This is a genomic window from Myxococcus sp. MxC21-1, assembly GCF_032612255.1.
Lineage (GTDB): Bacteria > Myxococcota > Myxococcia > Myxococcales > Myxococcaceae > Myxococcus > Myxococcus virescens.
This window is the reverse complement of record NZ_CP123278.1, coordinates 4123988-4147277: the sequence shown is the minus strand read 5'-3', so window position 1 is coordinate 4147277 and position 23290 is coordinate 4123988. Positions and strand designations below refer to the sequence as shown.

The following is a 23290-nucleotide window of genomic DNA, read 5'->3' as shown; positions in this document are numbered from 1 at the left end:
AAGCTATGAGCACCCACATTCCGGTTTTCGTCCGGAGTCCTGGTGCTGGGCTCGCGCGCATCGGAGCGCAGCGGCTGCTGACGCGGCTCCAGACCAACACCCCGTTCGCGCTGCGGGATCAGCTCAGCCGACGCCCCGGAAGGCTGAAGCCTCCGCGTGAGCCGCCGTCGCTTCGAGCACGTAAAACAGCCGCTTTATACGCACTCTTAGTCAAAGTGCTATTACCCGGAAAATGCCACACGTCCACAGATCCCCAGGCGAGCTGAAGTTCTCCGATGAAATCCAGGCGCTGCACGGTGAGCTGTCCGCGGCGGCGGTGGCGTTCCTGAAGTTCGCGGAGCGGACGCCCGAGGTGTTCGCGCGGCACCGCTTCCACAAGTTCGAAGCGTCACCGCTGATGTATTACGAGCTGCACCGGTGGCCACTCCTCATCGACTCGCGCCGCAACCGTGAGCTGGAGGAGGTCTCGGTCAAGCTCTGCCGGCTCGTCAAGCGCGGGCCTCGGCTGTTGCTGGACGGCGACCCTCGGCGCATCGCCGACTACTACGGTGTCTCGCTGGAACGGGCGCGCGTGGCGACGGAGGTCCTGGCCAACACGGAGGACGCGCGCGGCGCGCTCAGTCGCGGGGACTTCATCGACTCGGCCGACGGCCTCAAGTGCCTTGAGATCAACATGATGGCGGGCCTGGGCGGATGGGAGACAGGGCTCAAGGCTCAGGTGGTGATGGACCAGCCCGTGCTCCAGCGCTTCACCGAGGAGCAGGGCCTGCGCATCCAGCTTCAGGACACGCTGCGCGCCTTTCTGAGTCATGTCGTCGAGGACGTGCGACGGACCGTTGCGTGGGAGGGCGAATGCAACCTGGCCGTGCTCTTCCCCGACAACGAGCTGCCCGACGCCGCGGGCAGGGAGATGGCAACGCTGCTGCTCAACAGCACGCTGAGCGAGTTGCTCGCTGCTGAAGGCGCGAAGGGCGAGGTGCTCATCGGCACCTACAGCGAGGTGAAGGACGCGGAGGGCCACTGCTTCACGATGCGCGGCCGGCGGCTGCATGCCGTGCAGGAACATGACGCGAGAGATCGGCTCGAAGTGGTGGGCCTGGACTTCGACGCCCGCGTCCGCGCCGCGCTCGCCGCGCGCACCTTGTGTCTCTACAACGGCCCAGCGCAGGAGCTGCTCGACGACAAGCTCAACATCGCGCTGCTGTCAGAGAACGAAGCGTCACCCGCGCTCACGCAGGAGGAGCGTGAGCTCATCCGCCGGCACATTCCCTGGACGCGCCGCGTGCGCTCCACCCAGACGACGCGCGACGGCGCCTCCGTGTGGCTGCCCGACGAGCTCGCCGCCTCGAAGCGCGAAGGCCTGGTGCTCAAGGCGGGCCGCGCCTATGGCGGCAAGTCGGTGCTGATTGGCCGCGCGATGACCGCCGAGGACTGGGACGTCGCCATCCAGGAAGGCCTGGAGCACGGCGGTTGGATTGTCCAGGAGCGCGTCGAGCCCCGCCCCTACCACTTCCTGCGGGATGACGGCGCCGTGGGCCCCCACATCCTCATCTGGGGCGCCTTTGTCTTCGGTGAGCGCTACGGCGGAACCATGGTGCGACTGAACCCCACCGGTCAGGGCAAGGACGTGGTCAACGCGACCCAAGGCGCGTTGATGTGCGCGCTCGTCGTCGTTGAGTAACAGCCTGTGTCACACCGAGCCTCGGGGAATGAAAGAGCCCCTGGCAGTCAGGCGCGCTCCGGGCTGACACCCATTCTCAATTTTCAAGCATAATCAACCAAATCCCATTTGTCGCAGATAACCGCGTTACTATAGGCTTTGTCACCATCATGAAACGCGGACACGCGACGACTCGGCCCGTCTCGAAGCGGCCCCGAGGGCGCCGTCTGCCCGGGAAGGAACGCTCGCCGTGAAGCTCAGTGTTCTCGATCACTCCATCGTCGCCAGCGGCTCCCAGACACGTGCGGCCTTCCAAAACACGGTGGAGCTGGCTCGAGCCGCCGAACAGCTCGGTTATCACCGCTTCTGGCTCGCGGAGCATCACGGCTCAGGACACTTCGCGGGCGTGGCGCCGGAAATCCTCGTCGCGCATGTCGCAGCGGCGACGTCTCGCATCCGGGTGGGAACGGGCGGCGTCCTGCTGTCGAACTACAGCCCCTTCAAGGTCGCCGAGGTCTTCCGGCTGCTGGAGACGCTCCACCCCAACCGCATCGACCTGGGCATCGGACGGACATCAGGCAGCACGGACCTGGTGGCCCGCGCACTGGCCTACGGGCCGCCGATGAACAACGAGAACTTCCCCACGAAGCTGGAGGATCTCGTCGCCTTCCTGTCGGGCACCACGCCCGCGACGCCCGAATTCGAGAAGCTGAGCCTGAAGACCATGGCGCCGGGCATGCCGCAGGTCTGGGCCCTGGGCTCGGGCGAGCAGAGCGCCGCGCTCGCGGCCCGGCTGGGTCTGTCCTTCTGCTTCGCGCACTTCTTCAACCCCATCCATGGTGGCCCGGTGACGCGGGGGTATCGCGAGCGCTTCCAGCCTTCGCACGTACAGGCGGCGCCCAACTCCGCCGTCAGCGTCTACGTCATCTGTGCCCCGACCGAGCAGGAGGCCCGGCGAATAGCCCGGAGCAGCGACCTGCTGACCATCAACACGCGCAGGGGCCGGCCCGAAGCGCCCATTCCTTCCATCGAGGAGGCGGAGGCCTACGCCTACACGCCCGAGGACCTGGCCACGCTCGAGTTCGACCGCAAGCGCGTCGTGTGTGGTTCACCGGACCAGGTGAAGGAACAGCTGTTGCGCATGGCCGCCGAATTCCAGGCGGACGAGCTGCTCGTCACCACCATCGTCCACGACCATCGCGCCCGGATGCGCTCCTACGAGCTGCTTGCTGACGCGTTCTCTCTCACGAGCACGCCGCCCGCCGCCCAGGCAGCCAGCTGAGCCTCGCCTCCGCGCAACGCGGAGCCCTGCCCCGCGTCACGGCCACCGCCCTGAGCCCCGCGACATGAGGGCTCCGTGGGGAGTGTGCGTGGTGCCGCCGGGCCGCTACCCCATCTCGCTTCCTGAACGTGAGTTCGTCGACTGCCATGAGCGAAGACAACCTGAGTGAAGGCGACGATCTGGCCATTGCCATCGTCGGAATGGCGGGCCGCTTCCCGGGCTCCCCCGACGTGGAGACCTTCTGGCGGAACCTCTGCGAAGGGGTGGAAGGCATCCGCTTCTTCACGGACGACGAACTGAAGGCACGCGGCGTTCCCGAGGAGCGCCTGCGACAGCCAGGCTTCGTGCGCGCCGGAGCCGTGCTGGACCAGGTGGACGCGTTCGACGCGAGCTTCTTCGGCTATTCGCCGCGCGAGGCGGCGCTGATGGATCCGCAGCACCGCATCTTCCTGGAGTGCGCGTGGGAGGCCATCGAGCGAGCGGGCCACGGACTGGATACGGAGTCGCGCTCGGTGGGCGTCTTCGCGGGCACGAGCCTGAGCACGTACCTGCTCTTCAACCTGCGCACGCACCCGGAGCTGCTCGAGTCGAGCGACAGCTTCCAGGTAATGATTGGCAACGACAAGGACTTCCTCGCCACGCGGCTGGCGTACCACCTGGACCTCAAGGGCCCCAGCCTGGATGTCCAGACGGGTTGCTCCACGTCGCTGGTCGCCACCCACCTGGCCTGTCAGTCCCTGATGGGCTTCCAGTGTGACGTGGCCATCGCGGGCGGCGTGTCCGTGGACGTGCCCCAGCGCACGGGCTACGTGCACCAGCCCGGTGGCATCGCGTCGCCGGATGGCCACTGCCGCCCCTTCGACGCACAGGCCCAGGGAACGCTCTTCGGCAGCGGCGTGGGCGTGGTGGTGCTCAAGCGGCTGGATGACGCGCTCGCGGACGGCAGCCACATCCACGCCGTCATCCGGGCCTCCGCCATCAACAACGACGGTGCCTCGAAGCTCGGTTACACCGCGCCCAGCGCCGAGGGACAGGCGGAGGTCATCGCCCGCACCCACGCCCTGGCGGGCGTGACGCCGGACACCGTGGGTTACGTGGAGACGCACGGCACCGGCACCCTGCTGGGAGATCCGGTCGAGGTCTCCGCGCTGACGAGCGCCTTCCGCGCCGGCACCGAGGCCACGAGCTTCTGCGCGCTCGGCTCGGTCAAGTCGAACATCGGCCACCTGGACGCGGCGGCCGGCGTGGCGGGGCTCATCAAGACGGCCCTGGCGGTGGAGCACGGACGCATTCCCCCACCCTCCACTGCCGCACGCCCAACCCGAACATCGACTGGGCGCGCAGCCCTTCTTCGTGAACACCGCGTTGAGGGACTGGCAACCGCATGACCACCGGCGCCGCGCGGGCGTGAGCTCCTTTGGCATTGGTGGCACCAACGCCCACGCACTGCTGGAAGCGCCGCCGCCCCCAGCGCCCTCCGGTCCGTCACGGCCCTGGCAGCTGCTGGTGCTCTCCGCGAAGAAGCCGGCCGCGCTCGACGCGCTCACCCAGAACCTGGGCACGCACCTGGAGGCGCACCCCGAGCAATCCCTGGCGGACGTGGCCTACACCCTCCAGGTTGGCCGCAAGGCCTTCCCGCACCGGCGCGTCGTGGTCTGCGAGAGTGGCGAGGACGCGGCCACGGTGCTGTCCGAGGTGACCCCCGAGCGCGTGTTCACGGACGTGGCCAAGGACGGTGGCCGCTCCGTCGTGTTCCTCTTCCCCGGCGGTGGCGCGCAGCACCTGCGCATGGGGCAGGAGCTGTACGAGAAGGAGCCCGCCTTCCGCGAAGCCTTCGACGCGTGCGCCGCCATCTTCCAGCGCCGCGGCGGACCGTCGCTTCGCACGGTGCTGTACCCGGCGGGCGACGCGGACGCGGGCGCGCCCCTTCCCCGTCCCTCCGTGGGCCTGCCCGCGCTCTTCACGGTGGAGTACGCGCTGGCGAAGCTGTGGGAGTCCTGGGGCATCCGGCCCGAGGCGATGATTGGCCACAGCATGGGCGAGTACGTGGCCGCCTGCCTCGCGGGGGTCTTCTCGCTGGAGGACGCGCTGGCGTTGGTGGCCGAGCGTGGCCGCCTCTTCGAGCAGCTTCCCTCCGGCGCGATGGTGAGCGTGGCCCTGTCCGAACAGGAGCTGCTGCCGATGCTGGGCGAGCACCTGTCCCTGGCCGCCGTCAACGGACCGTCGCAATGCGTGGTGGCCGGCGACACCGCCTCGGTGGATGCGCTCTCCGCCGACCTGGCGGCGCGAGGCATCGAGCACCGCCGCGTCCACATCGACGTGGCCGCGCACTCCCACCTCATCGACTCCATCCTGCCGGCGTTCGCGGCCTTCGTCGGTCGGCTGAAGCTCCAGACGCCGACGCAGCCCTTCGTCTCAGGTGTCACGGGGACATGGGTGACCGAGGAGGAGGCCACCGACCCGAGGTACTGGGTGCGCCACCTGCGGCAGACGGTGCGCTTCGGTCCGGGCGTGCGTTGCCTGCTGGAGAACCCGTCGCGCGTGCTGCTGGAGGTCGGTCCCGGGCGGACGCTGGGCTCGCTCGCGCGCCTGCAGGTGGAGCGCGGCCAGCCCACCGTGGTGCTCACGTCGATGCGGGCGCCACGTGAACCCGGCTCCGACATGCGCTTCGTCCTCACCACGCTGGGCCGGCTCTGGGCGGCGGGCGTGCCCATGGACTGGCGACGTCTCCAGGCCGGAGAGCAGCGGCGGCGCGTGGTGCTGCCCACCTACCCCTTCGAGCGCAAGCGACACTGGCTGGAGCCGAATGCAGCCGGCATCGCGATCGCCAGCGACGTCCCGCTCGCCCGGCGCAAGGACGCGGCGGACTGGTTCTATCTGCCCTCCTGGAAGCGCACGCTCGTGCCGCGCGCAACCACCGCCGCGCCCCAGAACTGGCTCGTCTTCACCGACACCGGCGGGCTGGGAGACGCCTTGGCGACACGGCTGGCGGAGAGCGGCGGCCGGGTCACCCGGGTGTCACAGGGCTCCGACTTCCGCCGAGTGGATGACGGCGCCTTCGAAGTGGACCCAACCCGCCCGGAGACCTACGCGGCGCTGCTGAACGCGCTCGCCGAGGACTCCTGCCGGCCCGAGCGCATCGTCCACCTGTGGAGCGTGGACTCCGCGGGAGAAGGACTGGCGGGCGTGGAGCACGCCCAGCGTACCGGCTTCTTCAGCCTGCTCTTCCTCGCACAGGCCCTGGCTGGCCATGGCGCGGCCGGGCCCGTGCAAATGACGGTGGTCTCCAGCGGCGTGCAGGCCGTCACCGGACATGAGGTGCTGGCCCCGGAGAAGGCCACGCTCCTGGGCGCCTGCCGCGTGCTGCCGCACGAGGTGCCGGGCCTGACATGTCGGTCGATCGACGTGGAGGCCCCGCGCTGTAGCAAGACGCTCCAGTCCCTGGTGGCGCGGCTGGTGGGTGAGCTGGCCACGGGTTCCTCCAACGGCGCCGTGGCGCTCCGAGGCCCGAGCCGCTGGGAACAGTCGTTCGAGCAGGTGCGCATCTCCGCGCCCGCCGCGGATGCGCCGTCGCGCCTGCGTCCGCGAGGCACGTACCTCATCACCGGCGGCCTGGGTGGCATCGGCCTGGTGCTGGCGGAGTCGCTCGCGCGGCAGGTCCAGGCCCGGCTGGTGCTGGTGGGCCGCAATGCCCTGCCGGAACGTGACACCTGGGACACCGGCTCACAGAGCACGGTGAGCAGGACCGGGTGAATCAGCGGATTCGCCAGGTGCTGGCGCTGGAGGCACTGGGCTCCGAGGTCCTGGTCCTCCAGGCGGACGTGGGCGACGCCGAGCAGATGGCCGAGGTGCTGCGCCGGACGCGACAGGCCTTTGGCGAACTCCACGGCGTCATCCACGCCGCGGGCGTGCCCGCGGGCGGCCTTGCCCAGCTCCGCACGCAGAAGGCCGTGGAGGACGTCCTGCGCCCCAAGGTGTTGGGCACGTGGATCCTGCACGCGCTGCTGCGCGACACGCCCTTGGACTTCTTCGTGCTCTGCTCGTCTCGCACCGCCTACACGGCGGAGCCCGGGCAGATTGACCACTGCGCCGCATGCGCCTTCCAGGATGCCTTCGCTCACCAGGCCGCGGCGACGGGGAGCCTGCCGATCATCTCCCTGGCCTGGGACACCTGGCGCGAGGTGGGCCAGGCCGTAACGACGCAGATGCCGGACGGCGCCAACCCGATGCGAGAGGCGATGCTGGCCCATGCCCTGACACCGGCCGAGGGCGTGGACGTCTTCGAGCGCGTGTTGGCGCAGGCCCCCACCCACGTCGTGGTGTCCACCGAGGACCTGCGAGCGGCCATGGCGCGCAGCGCCTCCCTGCTCCAGGACTTGATGGGCCCCATGGAGACGGACGCCGCGCCGGCGGCCGAGCGCGCGGCGCCCGCAAGCATGGACGAGGCGGAGCGCGAGCTGGCGGACATCTGGCAGCGCTTCCTGGGCGTGGAGAGCGTGGCGCTGCACGAGAACTTCTTCGAGCTCGGTGGGAACTCGCTGATTGGCCTGAAGGTCATCAACGAGGTGAAGCGCCGCTTCGGCAAGGACCTGCCGGTGGTGTCGCTCTTCGAGAACCCCACGCTCAGCGCCATGGCCCGGCTGCTGACCCGAGGGCAGGAACAGGCGTCGGCCACCACCAGTGACCGGCGAAGCCGCGGAGCCAGGCGTCGGGAGCTCATCCAGCAGCGGCGCCAGTCGGGGAACTGAGCGCAAGAGGGGGACAGCGTGTCGGACAGCAACACGGGGATGGAGATCGCAATCACCGGCATGGCCGGGCGCTTCCCGGGCGCGCGCAGCCTGGAGGAGCTGTGGCGAAACCTCTGCGACGGAGTGGAGTCCATTGAGCCGCTTTCGGACGAGGCAGTCCTCAAGGCGGGCCTGCCCTCCGAGGTGCTGAAGGATCCGCACTTCGTGAAGGTGGCCTCACGGCTGGACGACGTGGCGGGCTTTGACGCGGCCTTCTTCGGCTACACGCCGCGCGAGGCGGAGGTCATGGACCCGCAGCAGCGCCTCTTCCTGGAGTGCGCGCTGGAGGCGCTGGAGGACGCGGGCCATGGCGCGCCGCCCCCCGAGCTGTTGGTGGGTGTCTTCGGCGGACAGGCCCTGAGCACCTACCTGCTGCTCAACCTGCTGGGGAACGCGGAGCTGATGCGCACGGTGGACCCGCTCCAGCTCAACCTGGGCAACGCGGGCAGCTTCCTCACCACGCGGGCCGCCTACAAGCTGGACCTGCGCGGCCCCAGCTTCAACATCGAGAGCGCGTGCTCCACGTCGCTGGTCGCGGTCCACGTCGCCTGTCAGAGCCTGCTCAACCAGGAGTGTGACCTCGCGCTCGCGGGCGGCGTGTCCATCAACCTCCAGATTCAGGGCGGCTACCGCTACGTGGATGGCGGCATCCTGTCGCCGGACGGGCACTGCCGCCCCTTCGACGCGCAGGCCAAGGGCATCGTCTTCGGCAGCGGCGCGGGCGTGGTGGCGCTGCGCCGCCTGGAAGATGCGCTGGCGGATGGCAGCCCCATCTACGCAATCATCAAGGGCTCCGCGGTGAACAACGACGGCGCCGCGCGCGTGGGCTACACCGCGCCGGGCGTCGAGGGCCGTGCCGCCGTCATCTCCGAGGCCCTGGGCAGCGCGGGCGTATCGGCCGGGAGCATCGGCTACGTGGAGGCGCACGGCACCGGCACCGCGCTGGGAGACCCCATCGAAGTGCAGGCCCTCATCCGCGCCTTCGGCGACGAGGCAGCCGGACCGCGCACCTGCGCCCTGGGCTCCATCAAGCCCAACCTGGGCCACCTGGACGCGGCGGCAGGCGTGGCGGGCCTCATCAAGACGGCGCTGGCGCTGAAGCACCGCAAGCTGCCACCCAGCCTCAACTTCGAGACGCCGAACCCCAACATCCCCTGGGACGCGAGCCCCTTCTACGTCAACACGAAGCTGCGCGAGTGGAAGGCACCCGCCCGCGAGCCTCGGCGCGCCGGCGTGAGCAGCTTCGGCATGGGCGGCACCAACGCCCATGTCATCCTGGAGGAGCCGCCCTCCCGCGCTCCGGTTCCGTCCACGCGCCCGCACCAACTCCTGGTCCTGTCGGCGCGCACACCCACGGCGCTCGCCGCGCAGGCCTCCCGGCTGGAGGAGCACCTCCGCGCGAACAAGGGCCTGGAGCCCGCGGACGTGGCGTACACGCTCCAGGTGGGCAGGCGGCGCCACCCGCACCGCCGCGCCATCGTTTGCCAGGGGCGTGAGGACGCGCTCACGGCGCTGGGCGACATCAGCCGGCAGCTCTCCGCCACCGAGGAGCGCACCAGCCGCCCCACCGTGTTCATGTTCCCCGGCCAGGGCGCGCAGTACGCGGGCATGGCGAAGGGCTTGTACGAGAACGAGCGTGGGTTCCGCGCGGACGTGGACGACTGCGCCACCCGGCTCATCCCACACCTCAAGCTGGACCTGCGCGAGGTCCTCTTCCCCGCCGCGGACCGTGCCGAGGAGGCCCAGCGGCAGTTGCAGCAGACGCGGTTGGCCCAGCCGGCCCTCTTCATCATCGAGTACGCGCTCGCGCGGCTGTGGATGTCCTGGGGCGTGCGGCCCGAGGCCATGGTGGGCCACAGCATCGGTGAGTACGTGGCCGCGTGCCTCGCGGGCGTCTTCACCTTGCCGGACGCGCTGGCCCTGGTGGCCGCGCGAGGCCAGCTGATGCAGGACCTGCCGCCGGGCGCCATGCTCTCCGTCGCGCTGTCGGAAGCGGAGCTGGTGTCGTCGCTGGATGCGCGGCTGTCCGTGGCCGCGGTGAACGCGCCGTCGATGACGGTGGTCGCCGGCCCCGACGACGCCGTGGACGCGCTGAAGGCCCGGCTGGACGCATGTGGCGTCCAGTCGCGTCGCCTGCACACCTCGCACGCCTTCCACTCGGCGATGATGGACCCCATCGTCGCCCCTTCACCGAGCGGCTGCGCCGGATGAAGCTGTCCGCGCCGCAGATTCCTTCCTCTCCAACGTCACCGGCACGTGGGTGACGGCCGCCGAGGCGAAGGACCCGGCCTACTGGGCCCGCCACCTGCGTCAGCCCGTCCGCTTCGCCGCGGGGCTCGCGCAGCTGCAACCCGCGCAGGTGCTCCTGGAGGTCGGTCCCGGCCGCACGCTGACCACCTTCGCGTCCCAGCCTGGCGCGCTCCGGCAGGCGCCCACCACGGTGACATCGCTGCGTCATCCGGACACGCGGCAGGCGGATACGGCCGTGCTGCTCGGCGCGCTGGGACAGCTCTGGCTGTCCGGCGTGGATGTGGACTGGGAAGCCTTCAACGGCGAGGCACGGCGCCAACGCGTCGGGCTGCCCACCTACCCCTTCGAGCGCAAGCGCTACTGGGTCTCCCCCGACGGGCACCGCGCCCTGGCCGCCGCGCCGTCCGCGGAGCGCGCCCCCGAAGCGGCGGAGCCCGACGAGGCGCCCGCCGCGGGCTACTCCCGCCCCGCGATGGCCGTGGCCTACGTGGCCCCCGACACCGAGGACCAGCAGGTGGTGGCGCGCATCTGGGAAGACGTGTTGGGCGTGCGGCCGGTGGGCGTCCACGACGACTTCTTCGCGCTCGGTGGACACTCCTTGCTGGCCACCACGGTGGTGGGACGGCTGCGAGACACCTTCGGCTTCACGGTGCCGTTGCAATCGCTGTTCGAGGCGCCGACGGTGGCTCGACTGGCGGCCCTGGTGGCCGAGCAGCGCAAAAGCCCCGGCCATGACGACCCGGAGGTGGAGGCCCTGCTGCAAATGCTGGCCGAGCTCACCGCCAAGGAGGGCGCGGTCAGCCGTTAGCCGCGCGCCCACACCCCTTTTGAGAGACAGCCCCATGGCACCTCCTATCTCCCCACCCCTGAAGGCGCTCCTCCTGGCCATGGAGTACACACCGAACGTGGCCGGCGGTGTGGGCACCTATGTCTATGAGCTGGCCCGCGGGCTGGCCCGCGGCGGGTGCAAGGTCACCGTCCTGGCGTACACGCCCGGCGAGCCCGCCGTGCTCCGCGAGCCCAACCTCACCGTGCACATGATGCCGCCCAGCCGCGGCAGCCTCTCCCAGGCGGGAAAGCTCTCCCTGGTGGGCGGCATCCGCGTCTTCAACGACGACCTGATTCACCGCGGCCGCGAGCTCATCCACGAGGAGAAGCCAGACCTCATCCACTTCCACCAGTGGCACACCCACCGTGCCGCGCGAGCGCTGGCCCACGAGGCCGGTGTGCCGGTGCTGGGGACCAGCCACTACATCTCCGAGCCCGCCGAGCGATGGTGGGGACAGACGCCCGACCCGGAGATTCTCGAGGAGGAGCGCAGCTTCTACGACGGGTCGACGAACGTCATCTCGGTGAGTGACTCCATGAGCGAGCTCATCCGGGAGACCTATGGGATGCCAGCGTCGCTGCTGCACACCATCCACTGCGGCATGGACGCGGGCCCCTTCCTCCAGCCCTCGCACGCGCCGGAGGACTACGCCCGGCTGCGCGCCACGGTGGCCACGCCGGAGGACCCGGTCGTCCTCTACACGGGCCGGCTCCATCCCATGAAGGGCATCAGCGCCATCTTCGCCGCCGCCGAGCGCGTGCTCGAACGGCGCCCCAACGTGCGCTTCCTCCTGGCCGGTGGCACCGACTCGCGTGAGTCCACGCAGATGGTGCAGACGCTGACCCAGCGCTACGCGCACCTGCGCCACCGCATCAAGCTGCTGGGCAAGCTGCCACGCCAGCACCTTGGGCTGCTTCATCGAATCGCGGATCTGGCGCTGGTGCCTTCGCTCTACGAGCCCTTTGGCTACACGGCCATCGAGGCCATGGCCTCCGGTCTGCCGCTGGTGGCGACGCGCTCCGGAGGCCCGTCGGAAATCGTGGACCACGAGAAGACGGGCCTGCTCGTCCCGGTGCTCCCCGGCGCACCGGGAGGCCCGCGCGAAGTGGACGTCGAGTCGCTCGCCGCCGCGCAGCTCAACCTGCTGGAAGACCGTGAGCGGGCGCGGCGCATGGGGCTCGCCGGTCAGCAACGCGTGGTGGAGCTGTTCAGCCTGCCGCGCATGGTGGCCGCCAACCTCGCCGTGTACCAGAAGCTCGTTGGCGGACAGCGACACGAGGTGCGGTCATGACGGATTGGTTGGCCTTCCACGTCCCCGCACCGGCGTCCTGGGCGCGGCTGTTCTGCCTGCCTCACGCGGGTGGCAGCGCCTCCCTGTTCCGCACCGCAAGCGGAGCTGGGACAGGACATCGAGGTGTGCCCGGTGCAGCTCCCCGGCCGGGAGAACCGCCTTCGCGAGCCGCCCCTGCGCGCGCTGCCGGACGCCATCGCCCCCTGGTGGACGTGCTGGCGAAGCACACGGACAAGCCCTATGCCCTCTTCGGACACAGCATGGGCGCGCTGCTCGCATACGAGCTGACGCGGGCCCTGCGCGAGCGCGGGCTACCGGCGCCGCTGCACCTCTTCGTCGCCAGCTACCGGGCGCCGCACACGCTCCAGGCCCACGCCCCGGCCACGGCCACCCATGACATCGACGCGTCCGAGGCCCGGCGCCTGGGCGAGTCACGCGCCGTGTCGGGCGAGATGGCGGAAGAGCTGCTGACGTTGATGCGCACCACCATGCTGGCGGACACCGCCGTGTGTGAGGGCTACTCGTGGAAGCCGGGCCCCGTCCTGGCGTGCCCACTCTCCGCCTTCCGCGGCTTCGACGACTACGTGCCCGATGACGCGACGGAGGCGTGGCGCCAGCTCACCTCCGGTCCGTTCGCCACCCAGACGTTCCTGGGGGACCACTTCTTCCTGCGACAGACGCCGCGCGGCCTGCTGCAGAACATCCGCCGGAGCCTCACCAGGCTGCGGCCCGCATCGACTCGCTGACCCCATTTTCAAAGGAGCCTTCCCGATGAAGTACCTCGTCTACGTCAAGGATCGCACCTCGGGCCCCCAGCCCCAGGACCCCATCGCCCTCAACCGCGCTGTCCGTGACTGGGTGGGCGCTCGCCTCCAGGACGGCACCTTCGACTGTGCCTACTACGTCCTCCCGAAGATGGGCCTCTGTATCCTCAACGCCGACTCGCATGAGTCGCTGCTGACGCTGCTGCGCGCCTGGCCGTCCTTCGCGTTCCAGGAGTTCGAAATCCACATGTTGGCGGACGTGCGCCACGGCATCGACAACAACTTCGAGCGCCTGCAGAAGGCTCAGGGCCAGAGCGAGAGCGCGGCCTGACGCGCCACCCGGGAGAGCTGCCATGAGCACCGCGACCGCCCATAAGGGCGCAGAACCCCTGGTTCCTGAGCGCATGCCGCTCGACAACCGCCGGGCCTTCTACGAGCGCATCGAAGCGAACAACAAACCCGTCATCCTCACCGACGCCATGAAGGGCTGGCCCGCGGCCGAGCGGTGGACCTTCGACTACTTCGCCACGAAGTACCGCGACGTGAGCGTCCCCGTGGAGTGGCTGCAATACAACGCCAAGGACACGGGCGGCGTGGAGCGCGTGGGCCGCGTGCGGAAGATGAGCATGCAGGAGTACGTCGACACGCTGAAGGCGAAGGGCGGCGAGACGCCGGGCTACCTCATCGGCAATGACCTGTTCCGCACCCTGCCGGAGCTGCACAAGGACGTCCGCTTCGACGACTACGCCGTCCAGCGCAAGCTCACCGAGCAGCTCTTCTTCATGGGCCCGCGCGGCACCTTCACCCAGCTCCACCTGGACCGCGCCCACAACCTGCACGCCGTCATGGTGGGCCGCAAGCAGTGGCAGTTGTACTCGCCCAAGCGGGACGCGGAGCTGAGCCCGGCGAAGCTCAGCCACCCGTGGTCCGTCGTGAGCGCCCACGACCTGACGCCCCACGGCGGCAAGGCGGACCAGCTCCCCGGCGGCCTCGTCCCGGACTACGACTTCGTCCTGGAGGCCGGGGAGATTCTCTACCTGCCCTACGGCTGGTGGCACCGCGTGTACACGGTGGAGGACGCCATCGCCACCAACTACTGGTGGTGGACCTGGTCGATGCTGGCCAGGCTGGGCCCGAAGCTCATCCCCTCCATCGCCCTGAGCGCGGTGGGCCGCATCCGCAAGCAGCAGAAGCTGGGCCGCGAGTACCGCGAGCAGTAACGCGGCCCCGAGGCCTCACTCCAGTTCGATGAGGGCGCCCACGATGGCGCCCTGCGCGACATTCACCACGCCGGTGCCCCGCCGCATGGGGCACATGCGGAGGAAGTGCCCGCCGTAGGTCTCTCCGAGCACGAAGAGCCCCCAGACGGCGATGTGGGGCACCACCGTGCCTTCCGGGCCCAGCGTATGGAGGGGCATCGGGTGCACGCGCTCCTGCACCACCCAGCCGCCCACGTCGAGCGCCTTGCGCACTGCGGTGTCCCAGTCTGCGGCGGAGGTCGTCCCACCCACCAGAACGGACTCGCCGCCGTAGTCCCGGCCCGGCTTGAGGACCAGGGACTCGCGTTGCGAGGCCAGCAGCTCCTGAACCAGGTACCGCGCCCCGTCCCGCTCGACGTGCGTCCGTTCCACCCGGCATGACCAGGGCACGTTCCGGCGCACCAACTCCTGTTCCGCCTCGGACAGCGCGGGCGACGTCACGTGCTCCCAGAGCAGCGCGAGGTTGCGCTTGTCGTCGAGCACATCCTGCGCCGGGCCGTTGAGGAGGCTGACCGTCCGGGCATCGAACGCGGCCTGAGCCTGCGCGACGTAGGTCGCTCCCGCCATCGCCTCCCTGTCTCGCGCGTCGTACTCCACAACGGCGTGCAGCCGCTTGCCCCGGAGCGTGAGGTGGACGCCGGGCTCGGATTCCACCGAGCCATAGGCGGCCAGGAGAACCTCGCCGCGCGCACCTTCGGGCTGGAGGAGTTCCTGGAGCTGGGCGGTGAAGAACCGGCTCACCTGCTCCGCCGGGCCTGCTTCCGGCAAGGTGCTCGGGGAGAAGAGGATGCCGATGTTGCACTCCCCTTCCCAGTCGATGTCACGCCGCACGGTGTCGACAACGTTGGAGAAGAAGTCGCGCAGCGTCCGCGGCTGACGGACGCGCAGCCGCTGCTCCATGGCGAAGCGCTGCATCGCGGGCTGCGCCAGCACCTGTTGGACGTGGATGGCCGTCTCCCAGCCCCCGACACCCGCGGTCAGGTTGAACTCCACGCACTTGAAGGCCGTGCCGTCATGGATGAAGTCACCACGGCCAATGGCTCCGCGGGCGTCATCCGTCCGCGCCAGGGCCTCGAGCGCCGCGTGCGCCCGATCATGCGGCAGCCCGTAGAACGCCGCCGCGCGATCCGTAGCTCCCAGCAGGCGCCGGGGGGCCCGCTTGATGAGCCGGCAGAGCGCCGGGGCGACCTCCCGCATCTGTCGTGCAACCGGGCCCTCCACGAAGGTAGGCCACGCATGCAGCTCATAGGTGATGAACGGCGACGCCTCGTGCGGCTTGAACTTGTGGCGCGAAAGGGCCTCGGGGACGCGCTCTGTGAACTCCAGGAACGCAGCGGCGGCAGGGGAAAGCTGGCCGTGCAGCGCTTTGACTTCTGGAGGAAATTGTCCGCCGGGAATCGGCTCGGGCACGCTCATGGGCGTACGGCTCCTTCATGAACAGGGGTGAAACCGTTGAAAGGCCGCGGGCTGCTCACGACATCTCGCAGACCAGCCGCAGCTCGCTCGTGTAGCGGCGCTGAGCCGCGTCGGTGAGCCAGAGGTGTTCGGGGTCCGGCAGCATCTCCGAGAACTGGACGCGTGAAGCCGGCGACTCCTCCGCCGTGCGCCGCACCAGCTTCGCCATCATCTCCACCAGCAAGGGGCTGTCGAAGTCCACGAAGCACGGCTTGCGCTCCGTCGCCACCTTGAAGAACGCGAAGCGCGGAATGCCCAGTCCCTGCTGCCAACGCCGGGCCTCCAGCCATTGCGCCATCGGGTCCGAGAGTCCGGCGAAGCCTAGCTCGGAAGCAGGCGCGCTCCAGCGCTCACGGGCGACGACCACGCCATCCACTGTCACCCGAGGCGAGTAGTCATCGGCCAGCGCCAGGTCGAAGATGCTGGCGCAGCGCTGTTCCAAGAACACGGCCATGAACTCCATCAGGCCGAAGCGGCGCCCGCTCACGCGGTCGAGGACCTCCAGCGTGCCGTCACGCCGCTCCACCACCATCTCCCCCACGCGGAGCGCGCGAGCGCCCGGCTGGGGCGGCGGCTCCTGTCCGGAGAGGTAGTAGAGGCTGTCTCGCGGGAAGAGGCACGGCAGCGTCCGCTGGCTCCACTCGGACTTCGGGAACACGGGCACCACGTCGGCCCCGGTGGCACACCGCTCCGCGAGCGCGAAGAGCTCCTCGGGCGCTGGGTGCTGTTCCACGAAGAGTGAGGAGATGCTGTTGCACAAATGCAGTTCGCCGAGCACCAACTGGTAGTCCCCGGCGCGAACGGCCTCCTCGCTGGCCGCGTCAATCATCACGTCGGGTGAGGCGTGCCAGCGGCTTCGCCACGCCGGGCTCGCCTCGCCGAAGGCCTCGAGCACGCGGGGCCGGAGCGAATCGACGGTGCGCGTCTGGCGACGGACCTCCGGCTCCAGGGCAAAGAGCTCACGCCAGCGCCGGCGATGCTCGGCGACGGCCTTGGCCACGGGCATCAGCTCCGCTTCCGAGGCCGGGTCCTTGAGTCCCTGGACGAAGGCGAGCTGGAGCGCGGTGAGCGACACAGGTGCGCCGCCTTCGGACAACCGGTCGAAGAGCGCATCCAGGCCCGCGCGCGTACCCCGTGTCACCTCCCCTACCAGCCACCGCGCTCCGGTCAGCACCAGCTCCAGCACGGCTCCGAGCCGACCAATCACCGGAGCGCCCAGCACCAAATCGCCGTCCCGCGCACAGTCCTCGTAGATGAGCGTCCGCGAAGCATACGTCTGGCCCGCCGCGCGCGTCGGCGGCGCCCCTGTCACCTCCTGAAACACAGCCTCCAGGTCCGCGACCGCGGCATCCAGCGCCGTGGGCGTCCCCGCCGCGGCTTCGACGCCGGCCCGCGCGCGCTCCAGACGCTCCAGCGGCGCCAGCGCACGGGCCCGCGCGTCTGCATCCTCAATGGCCATCAACGCACCGCGCAGCACCACCTCGGGCCGGATGACGAGCGGCACCTCCCAGCCCCAGACCAGGACACCGAAACCCACCGCCTGTTCGAGCGCCGTGAAGATTTCATCCTGCGAGGCAAAGGCAGGCGAATCACCGGCCGTGAGCTCCCGCGCGATGCTCGCGGCGCTGGCCGAGCCATCACACCGAGACAGCAGCAGCGCCTGCTCCGGGCTCAGCTCCACCGGCGTCGGCATGGGGCCGTGAAGCACGTGCCCCTCCAGCCGGAAGTAAGGCAACAGCCGGGGCGGTGCCCAGTGACGCAGGGACGCGTCGCGCGCCAGGGCGGCGCTGAGCGCATCCAGGCACCACGTCTCGAAATAGACCGCGCGCCGTGAGACGAGCCGCTGTCCGGGCGTCCAGCGCAGCCCTTCATTCGACGGCGAGAGCCGAGCCCAACCCACGGGACCAAAGAAGCCAATGGTGTCGTTCTTGGTGCTGTAGCGCTGGACGTAGGAGGCCACCAGCCGCTCACGCTGCCGGGCCTTGCTGTTCCGAGCGGTGGCGGGAAGGGCCGCCAGCGGCTCCACGCCCGTCTTGTAGGCATGGCGGTTCTGCCACAGGAGGGCCTCGCGCAGGTGGGACTCCCCCGCGAGCGAGCGCAGCGCCGCGCTGATACCCAGCAGGTCCGAGTCGAACGCGGTGCGCAGTGCGTCACCAGGTGTCTCAAGTCCTGACGCAAGCCATGTATCGGCGGCGGAGGCCGCTGTCGGAGCCGCGAGGCGGAGCGCATCCTGAGCGGGAAAGCCGGCGCCACGCAGCGCGGCCCAAGGCCACAGGGCCATTCCTGGAGCAAGGGAGACGAGCGCGGGTGCGTCGGGCTTCGCGGAATCCAGAGGCTCGGATACACCAGTCAAGGAAGTCTGCCCCTTCCGAATAATACGTTTACTCTAGTATAGAGCCTCTCCCTTCCAACCACGAACCCTGTATGAACGCTCAATCATCATTGCCGCGCCTGTCGTATTTCACGGGTCGAGGCGTCGCTGAGAAGATCCGCCTGCTGCTCGCCGAGTCCGGAACGGAGTACGAGGACATCGACCTGGGCACGTATGACGTGCAGGCCAAGGTGAAGACACCGGCCTTCGAGGCCATCAAGGCGGCTGGCATGCTGGCCTTCGACAAGGTGCCGCTGTGGGAGGAGCCGGACGGCTTCCGCGTGGTGCAGAGCCTGGCCATCATGCGCCACGTCGCGCGCACCCGCGGCCTCTATGGGAAGGACGCGCGGGAGACCGCCGCCTGCGACATGATCATCGACGGCGTGGAGGAAGTGACGGCGCGTGCGCGCAGCCTGACCTCGCTCACGCCGGAGCAGCTCTCCGAGCAGCTCCCCATCATCCTGGGCGAGGAACTGCCACAGTGGCTCGGGCACTTCGAGCGGCTGCTGAAGAGCAACGGCAGCGGTGACGGCTTCTTCGTCGGCCCCTCCGTGACGGTGGCGGACACCAGCGTCTTCGGCTTCCTGGAGCTGCTCGTGGACAACGGCCTCCAGGATCTTCTGGAGAGCACCTACCCTGGGCTGTTCGGGTTCTTCGAGCGCATGAAGCAGCGCCCCAACCTCGCGCGGCACCTCGCCAGCCCCAAGCGGCACCCCGCCGTCCAGCTCCTCAACGGCTGAGCGGATCCGCGCCCGACGAAGCCACCCGGCCATGACGCTTACCCTGAAATTCCACGACTCCGTCAGCCACCTGAGCGACGCGGAGCTGGATGCCCTCACCTCCGAGTCGAGCGTCTTCTTCGGCCGGCGCTGGTTCCGCATGCTGGACGCGGTCGACCTGTCCGCCATGGCTCGGGGGGAGCTGTCCCTGCGATATGCCATTGCGTATCAGCAGGGCACTCCCGTCGCGCTGTGCCCGTGTTTCATCACCCGCAGCAAGACCATCTACACGCCCTACTCGCTGGAGCATTTCCTCTTCACCAGTTGGAAGAAAGGCTTCGCCAACGGGCCGGCCTGGAGTCGGGTGGCCATCGCTGCGGCGGACCTCTACCGCAACGTGGCCTGGCGCACGGGAGCAGGCTTCGATGGCGGCGTCTTCGTCACCAGCCCGCTCAGCATGCGGAGCAGCATCCACTGTGCCGCGCAGTCCGTGGACGTCGCGAAGCAGGCTCGGGAGCTCATCCTCCAAGGGCTCCGGGAGCTCGCCACCAGCGAGCGGCTGCCGCTCTACTTCTACGGCGTGGAACGGGATGACACGACGCTGAGAGAGGCGCTCACCTCGGCGACGTTCCAGGAGATCTTCATCTACGACGACAACGTCATGGATGTCCCGGGGGACAACTTCGACGCCTACCTGGGGCAGTTCAAGAGCGACGTCCGGCGGGTGCTCAAGAAGGAAATGGCTCACGCTCGGGATGCGGGCGTTCGCTTCGAGCGCGTCTCCCGGATGGGCGAGATGGCGGAGCAACTGGAGCGGTTCTACGAGGTGACCTACTCCAAGTACGGCAGCGAGCACCTCCGCCATCCGTCCACGTTCTGGGCAGCGCTCGACCAGCACGTCTCGCCCGAGGCCGAGGCCGTGGTCGCCTACCAGAACGGCGACCCCATCGGATTCTCCCTGCTGCTCCACAAGAACGATGAGATGTGGTTCTACCGGGTCGGCCGCGCCGAGGCCGGGGCATCCGAGACGCCGCTGTACTTCAACCTCGCCTTCTACGAGCCCCTGCGCCGGGCCTATGAGCTCGGCGTCAAGAAACTCTGGCTGGGCGCCAGCGGGTACGAGACGAAGCGGCGCCGTGGCGCGCGCAGGCACGGGCTGTACAGCTACCTGTGGATTCCGGGGCGCTGGTCACGCACGGTGCTTCAGCCTTACGTGTCTGCCTACTCCCGCGTGGCAATGGCCATGGCTGCTAGCGGCACCCAGAACGCTCGCATTCGCAAGACACCCTGAAACTTCGAGGTGGGGACCTCCTCATCGCCCCCCGCCCCAAACGATGCCCACGAGGGACGGCCCCTTCATGCGAGCCGTCCATCTCAGCAAGTGGTGGAGCGGTCACGCATCATCATCGTCGTCGAAGCGACGAAGGTTGCGCTGCCGCGCCAGGGTCTGCTTGCGACGCTGAAGCGAAGCATCCGCCGCTGGCGCCTCTTCACGGCGCTCCTGCCCCTCCGCTTCCGCCGGCTTCAGCAGCGCTGCCAGGGCTTCCACGGTGACGCCTTCGTAGAGGCTCGATGCAGGCAGGTCCAAGCCCAACTGCTTCTTGATGCGGCCACTGAGCTGCACGGCGATGAGCGAGTCGCCGCCGAGTTCGAAGAAGTTGTCCTGGATGCCGATGGGCGCCACGCCCAGCATCTCCTGCCACAGCTCCACCAGCGACCGCTGGAGTGGCGTGCCCGGCATGACATACGCGCTGCGAAGCTGCGGGCGCGGCTGATACGGGCGAGCACTGACAGCTTCGCCCCCCGGTTCCACCTGCGATGCCTGATGCGTGTCGTCCGGCGCCGCCGCCATGGGCCGGGATGCAATCGTGACCCGAGGCGCGCCCTCGACGGCGGCGGGCTCGATCCAGAAGCGCTGGCGCTCGAAGGGATAGGTGGGGAGCGGCACCCGGTAGCGAACCTCCGCGCCATGGAACCCCTTCCAGTCCACACGGACGCCCGCTTGCCACAGCCGGCCGAGCGTCTCATAGGCCAGCGGCGCCATGCCGGCGGTGGCCCCGTCGTCCTTGGGGGAGGCATGGAAGCCAGCACCGTGTGCGGGGCTGTGAAGGCGGGGTGACGCTTCGCCAGCTTCCCCAGCACCGGCCCGGGCCTGCCTCCAGCAAGACGCGCTTGGCGTCGGTGAGGAGCGCGTGCAAGCCGTCCGCGAAGCGCACCGTCCCGCGCAGGTGCTCGGCCCAGTAACGAGGGCTCGTCGCCTGCTCAGCCGTCACCCAGGTACCGGTGACGTTGGAGACGAATGGAAGCGTGGGCGCCGCCAGCGGCACCGTGGCCACCTGCGCGGCGAACGCGTCGAGGATGGAGTCCATCATCGACGAGTGGAAGGCATGCGACGTCACCAGCGGCTGGCACTGAATCCCCGCCTCCTGGAGCTGCTTTCGCACCGCTTCGACAGCAGGGTGCGTCCCCGACAGCACGCACTGCATGGGGCCATTGACGGCCGCCAGGCTCAGCTCGGCTCCGCCTGCGCGCAGGTACGGCTGAACCTCGTCCTCGGACAGGGGCACCGCCAGCATCGCGCCGGAAGGAAGCCCCTGCATGAGCCGGCCACGCGCGGCCACCAGTCTCAGCGCATGCTCCAGCGAGAAGACCCCCGCGAGGCACGCCGCCACGTATTCGCCGATGCTGTGTCCCAGCATCGACTGCGGCATCACGCCCCAGGACATCCACAGGCGCGCGGTAGCGTACTCCAGCGTAAAGAGCGCGGGCTGCGTGAGCGCCGTCTGCGCCAGCTTCCTCCCGCTGACTTCGGCGGCCTCGGGCTGAGGGTACAGCACCGTCCTCAGGTCCAGTCCGTCCAGGTGGGGCTTCAGCAACTCCGCGCAGCGGTCCACCTCGGCGCGGAAGACGGGCTCTGCCTCGTAAAGCGCTCGCCCCATGTCCACGTGCTGCGAGCCCTGGCCCGGGAAGAGGAACGCCACGGACCGCTCCACCGCGTCCTGCGCCTCCGTGAACACGCGAGGGCTTTGTGGCTGCGACAGCGCGTCAACCGCATCCTCCGTGCTGCGCGCCAACACGAAGCGACGGTGCAGGAAACGTTGGCGTCCGGCCTGGAGTGTCCAGGCCACGTCCGCCAGATTCACACCCCCTTGGTTCTTCAATGATTCCACCAGTCGCGTCGTGACCGACTCCAACGCCGAGGGCGTCCGGGCCGACAGCGGCAACAGGTGCCATGCACGTCGCGAGGGTGCGCTCGCGGGCAACCGGGGAGCCTCCTCCAGCACCACGTGCGCGTTGGTGCCACCCACGCCGAAGGAGCTCACGCCCGCGCGCCGCGGCGAGTCCCCCGCGGGCCAGGACTTGAGCGTGGCGTTGACGTAGAACGGGCTGCTGTCGAAGTCGATGGCTGGGTTGGGCCGCTCGTAGTGAAGACTGGGCGGCAGCTCGCCATGCTTCAGCGCCATCACCGTCTTCATCAGGCCCGTGACTCCCGCCGCCGCGTCCAGGTGGCCCAGGTTGCCCTTCACCGAGCCTAGCGCGCAGAAGCGCCGCCGCTGGGTGGTGGCACGGAAGGCCTTGGTGAGCGCCTGCACCTCGATGGGGTCGCCCAGCGGCGTGGCGGTGCCATGGGCCTCCACGTAGCTGATGTCATCCGCCTCCAGGGCCGACGCCGCGAGCGCCTCCGCCACCACCTGAGCCTGACCATCCACGCTGGGCGCGGTGAAGCCCGCCTTCAGCGCACCGTCATTGTTGGTGGCCGTGCCCTTGATGACGGCGTGGATGGCGTCACCGTCCCGCACCGCGGCTCGCAGCTTCTTCAGCAGCACCACGCCCACGCCGCTGCCAAAGAGCGTGCCCTGCGCCTTCGCATCGAAGGGCCGGCAGTGGCCATCCGGCGAGGCCATGCCGCCCTCCGCGTGCCGGTACCCGTTGAAGAACCCCACGTTGACAGACGCACCGCCCGCGAGCGCCATGTCGCACTCACCATTGAGCAGGCTCTGGCAAGCCTGGTGCACCGCCACCAGCGAGGTGGAGCACGCGCTCTGCACGGTGTGGCTGGCACCCCTCAGGTTGAGCTTGTACGAAACGCGGGTGGCCAGGAAGTCGCCCCCGTTGCCGATGTTCACCTGCACCGGCTCGAAGGACTCCAGCACGCGTGGGTTCCGCGCCAGGTTCATCAACAGGTACGTGTTGAGCGTGGCCCCGCCGAACACGGAGATGGCGCCGACGTAGTCACGCGGTGAGTAGCCAGCGTGCTCGAGCGCTTCCCAGCACGCCTCCAGGAAGACACGGTGCTGGGGGTCCGTGATTTCCGCCTCGCGTGGCGGCATCTCGAAGAAGGCCGCGTCGAACGACTCCGGCTCCGGAAGGATGGCCGCGGCCCGCACGAAGGACGGGTCCTCCAGCCGCTCGTCTGGCACACCTGCCGCGCGGGCCTCCTCCTTGGAGAAGAAGCGGATGGACTCCACTCCCTCGCGGAGATTGGCCCAGAGCGTGTCCACATCCCGAGCGCCGGGAAAGCGCCCGGCCATTCCGATGATGGCGACGTCGGCGTCGTCGAACTCCTGCGGGAGCTTGCTGTCCAAGATGTCGTCTCCAGGTTCTCGTAGGTCGAAGGGGGCT

General features: G+C 69.3%; 17 protein-coding genes. 13 read left to right on the top strand and 4 right to left on the bottom strand.

What is annotated here, in order from left to right:
- Nucleotides 1-232: 232 nt before the first annotated feature.
- The 11 genes from QEG98_RS19085 (at nucleotide 233) to QEG98_RS19035 (ending at nucleotide 14083) form a co-directional block, all read left to right on the top strand.
- Nucleotides 233-1681, top strand: a complete 1449-nt coding sequence (locus QEG98_RS19085; RefSeq protein ID WP_316567628.1) for a hypothetical protein — start codon at nucleotides 233-235, stop codon at nucleotides 1679-1681.
- Nucleotides 1682-1910: 229 nt separating this feature from the next.
- Complete coding sequence (locus QEG98_RS19080) at nucleotides 1911-2942, top strand: LLM class flavin-dependent oxidoreductase (protein ID WP_090491523.1); 1032 nt, start codon at nucleotides 1911-1913, stop codon at nucleotides 2940-2942.
- A gap of 146 nt (nucleotides 2943-3088) precedes the next feature.
- Nucleotides 3089-4330 (top strand): polyketide synthase, encoded by a 1242-nt coding sequence (locus QEG98_RS19075; protein ID WP_316567627.1) that lies wholly within the window; start codon nucleotides 3089-3091, stop codon nucleotides 4328-4330.
- The gene (locus QEG98_RS19070) at nucleotides 4296-6695 is read left to right on the top strand and encodes a type I polyketide synthase (protein WP_316567626.1); all 2400 of its coding nucleotides are present in this window, start codon (nucleotides 4296-4298) and stop codon (nucleotides 6693-6695) included. The genes QEG98_RS19075 and QEG98_RS19070 overlap by 35 nt, the downstream gene beginning before the upstream one ends.
- Entirely contained in the window at nucleotides 6692-7690 is a 999-nt protein-coding gene (locus tag QEG98_RS19065; RefSeq protein ID WP_316567625.1) for a KR domain-containing protein, read from the top strand. Before QEG98_RS19070 ends, QEG98_RS19065 begins: the two co-directional genes overlap by 4 nt.
- 18 nt (nucleotides 7691-7708) lie before the next feature.
- Nucleotides 7709-9940 (top strand): type I polyketide synthase, encoded by a 2232-nt coding sequence (locus QEG98_RS19060; RefSeq protein ID WP_316567624.1) that lies wholly within the window; start codon nucleotides 7709-7711, stop codon nucleotides 9938-9940.
- Between the two features lie 49 nt (nucleotides 9941-9989).
- Nucleotides 9990-10787, top strand: coding sequence for a phosphopantetheine-binding protein (locus QEG98_RS19055; protein ID WP_316567623.1), 798 nt, complete (start codon nucleotides 9990-9992; stop codon nucleotides 10785-10787).
- A gap of 79 nt (nucleotides 10788-10866) precedes the next feature.
- Complete coding sequence (locus tag QEG98_RS19050) at nucleotides 10867-12099, top strand: glycosyltransferase family 4 protein (protein WP_316567622.1); 1233 nt, start codon at nucleotides 10867-10869, stop codon at nucleotides 12097-12099.
- Entirely contained in the window at nucleotides 12096-12845 is a 750-nt protein-coding gene (locus QEG98_RS19045; protein WP_316567621.1) for a thioesterase II family protein, read from the top strand. Before QEG98_RS19050 ends, QEG98_RS19045 begins: the two co-directional genes overlap by 4 nt.
- A gap of 25 nt (nucleotides 12846-12870) precedes the next feature.
- Entirely contained in the window at nucleotides 12871-13194 is a 324-nt protein-coding gene (locus tag QEG98_RS19040; protein WP_011553645.1) for a hypothetical protein, read from the top strand.
- A gap of 22 nt (nucleotides 13195-13216) precedes the next feature.
- Entirely contained in the window at nucleotides 13217-14083 is an 867-nt protein-coding gene (locus QEG98_RS19035) for a cupin-like domain-containing protein (RefSeq protein ID WP_140862771.1), read from the top strand.
- 15 nt (nucleotides 14084-14098) lie between these two features.
- Here QEG98_RS19035 and QEG98_RS19030 read toward each other — a convergent pair whose 3' ends face one another.
- Entirely contained in the window at nucleotides 14099-15538 is a 1440-nt protein-coding gene (locus QEG98_RS19030; RefSeq protein WP_316567620.1) for a hypothetical protein, read from the bottom strand.
- A 55-nt stretch (nucleotides 15539-15593) separates the two neighbouring features.
- A complete protein-coding gene (locus tag QEG98_RS19025; RefSeq protein WP_316567619.1) occupies nucleotides 15594-17858 on the bottom strand; it encodes a lantibiotic dehydratase in 2265 nt (754 codons plus the stop codon).
- A 143-nt stretch (nucleotides 17859-18001) separates the two neighbouring features.
- Between QEG98_RS19025 and QEG98_RS19020 the strand changes: the two genes are divergently transcribed.
- Together QEG98_RS19020 and QEG98_RS19015 are read left to right on the top strand one after the other, a co-directional pair.
- Entirely contained in the window at nucleotides 18002-18688 is a 687-nt protein-coding gene (locus QEG98_RS19020; protein WP_090491515.1) for a glutathione S-transferase, read from the top strand.
- Between the two features lie 31 nt (nucleotides 18689-18719).
- Nucleotides 18720-19958 (top strand): GNAT family N-acetyltransferase, encoded by a 1239-nt coding sequence (locus tag QEG98_RS19015; protein WP_316567618.1) that lies wholly within the window; start codon nucleotides 18720-18722, stop codon nucleotides 19956-19958.
- A gap of 102 nt (nucleotides 19959-20060) precedes the next feature.
- Here the strand turns inward: QEG98_RS19015 and QEG98_RS19010 are convergent, their stop codons facing one another.
- Both QEG98_RS19010 and QEG98_RS19005 read right to left on the bottom strand, forming a co-directional pair.
- Nucleotides 20061-20711 carry a phosphopantetheine-binding protein gene (locus QEG98_RS19010; RefSeq protein ID WP_316567617.1) on the bottom strand — a complete coding sequence of 217 codons (651 nt, stop codon included), beginning with the start codon at nucleotides 20709-20711 and terminating at the stop codon, nucleotides 20061-20063.
- On the bottom strand, nucleotides 20692-23253 hold the full coding sequence (locus QEG98_RS19005) for a type I polyketide synthase (RefSeq protein ID WP_316567616.1): 2562 nt from the start codon (nucleotides 23251-23253) through the stop codon (nucleotides 20692-20694). The genes QEG98_RS19010 and QEG98_RS19005 overlap by 20 nt, the downstream gene beginning before the upstream one ends.
- Nucleotides 23254-23290 lie beyond the last annotated feature (37 nt).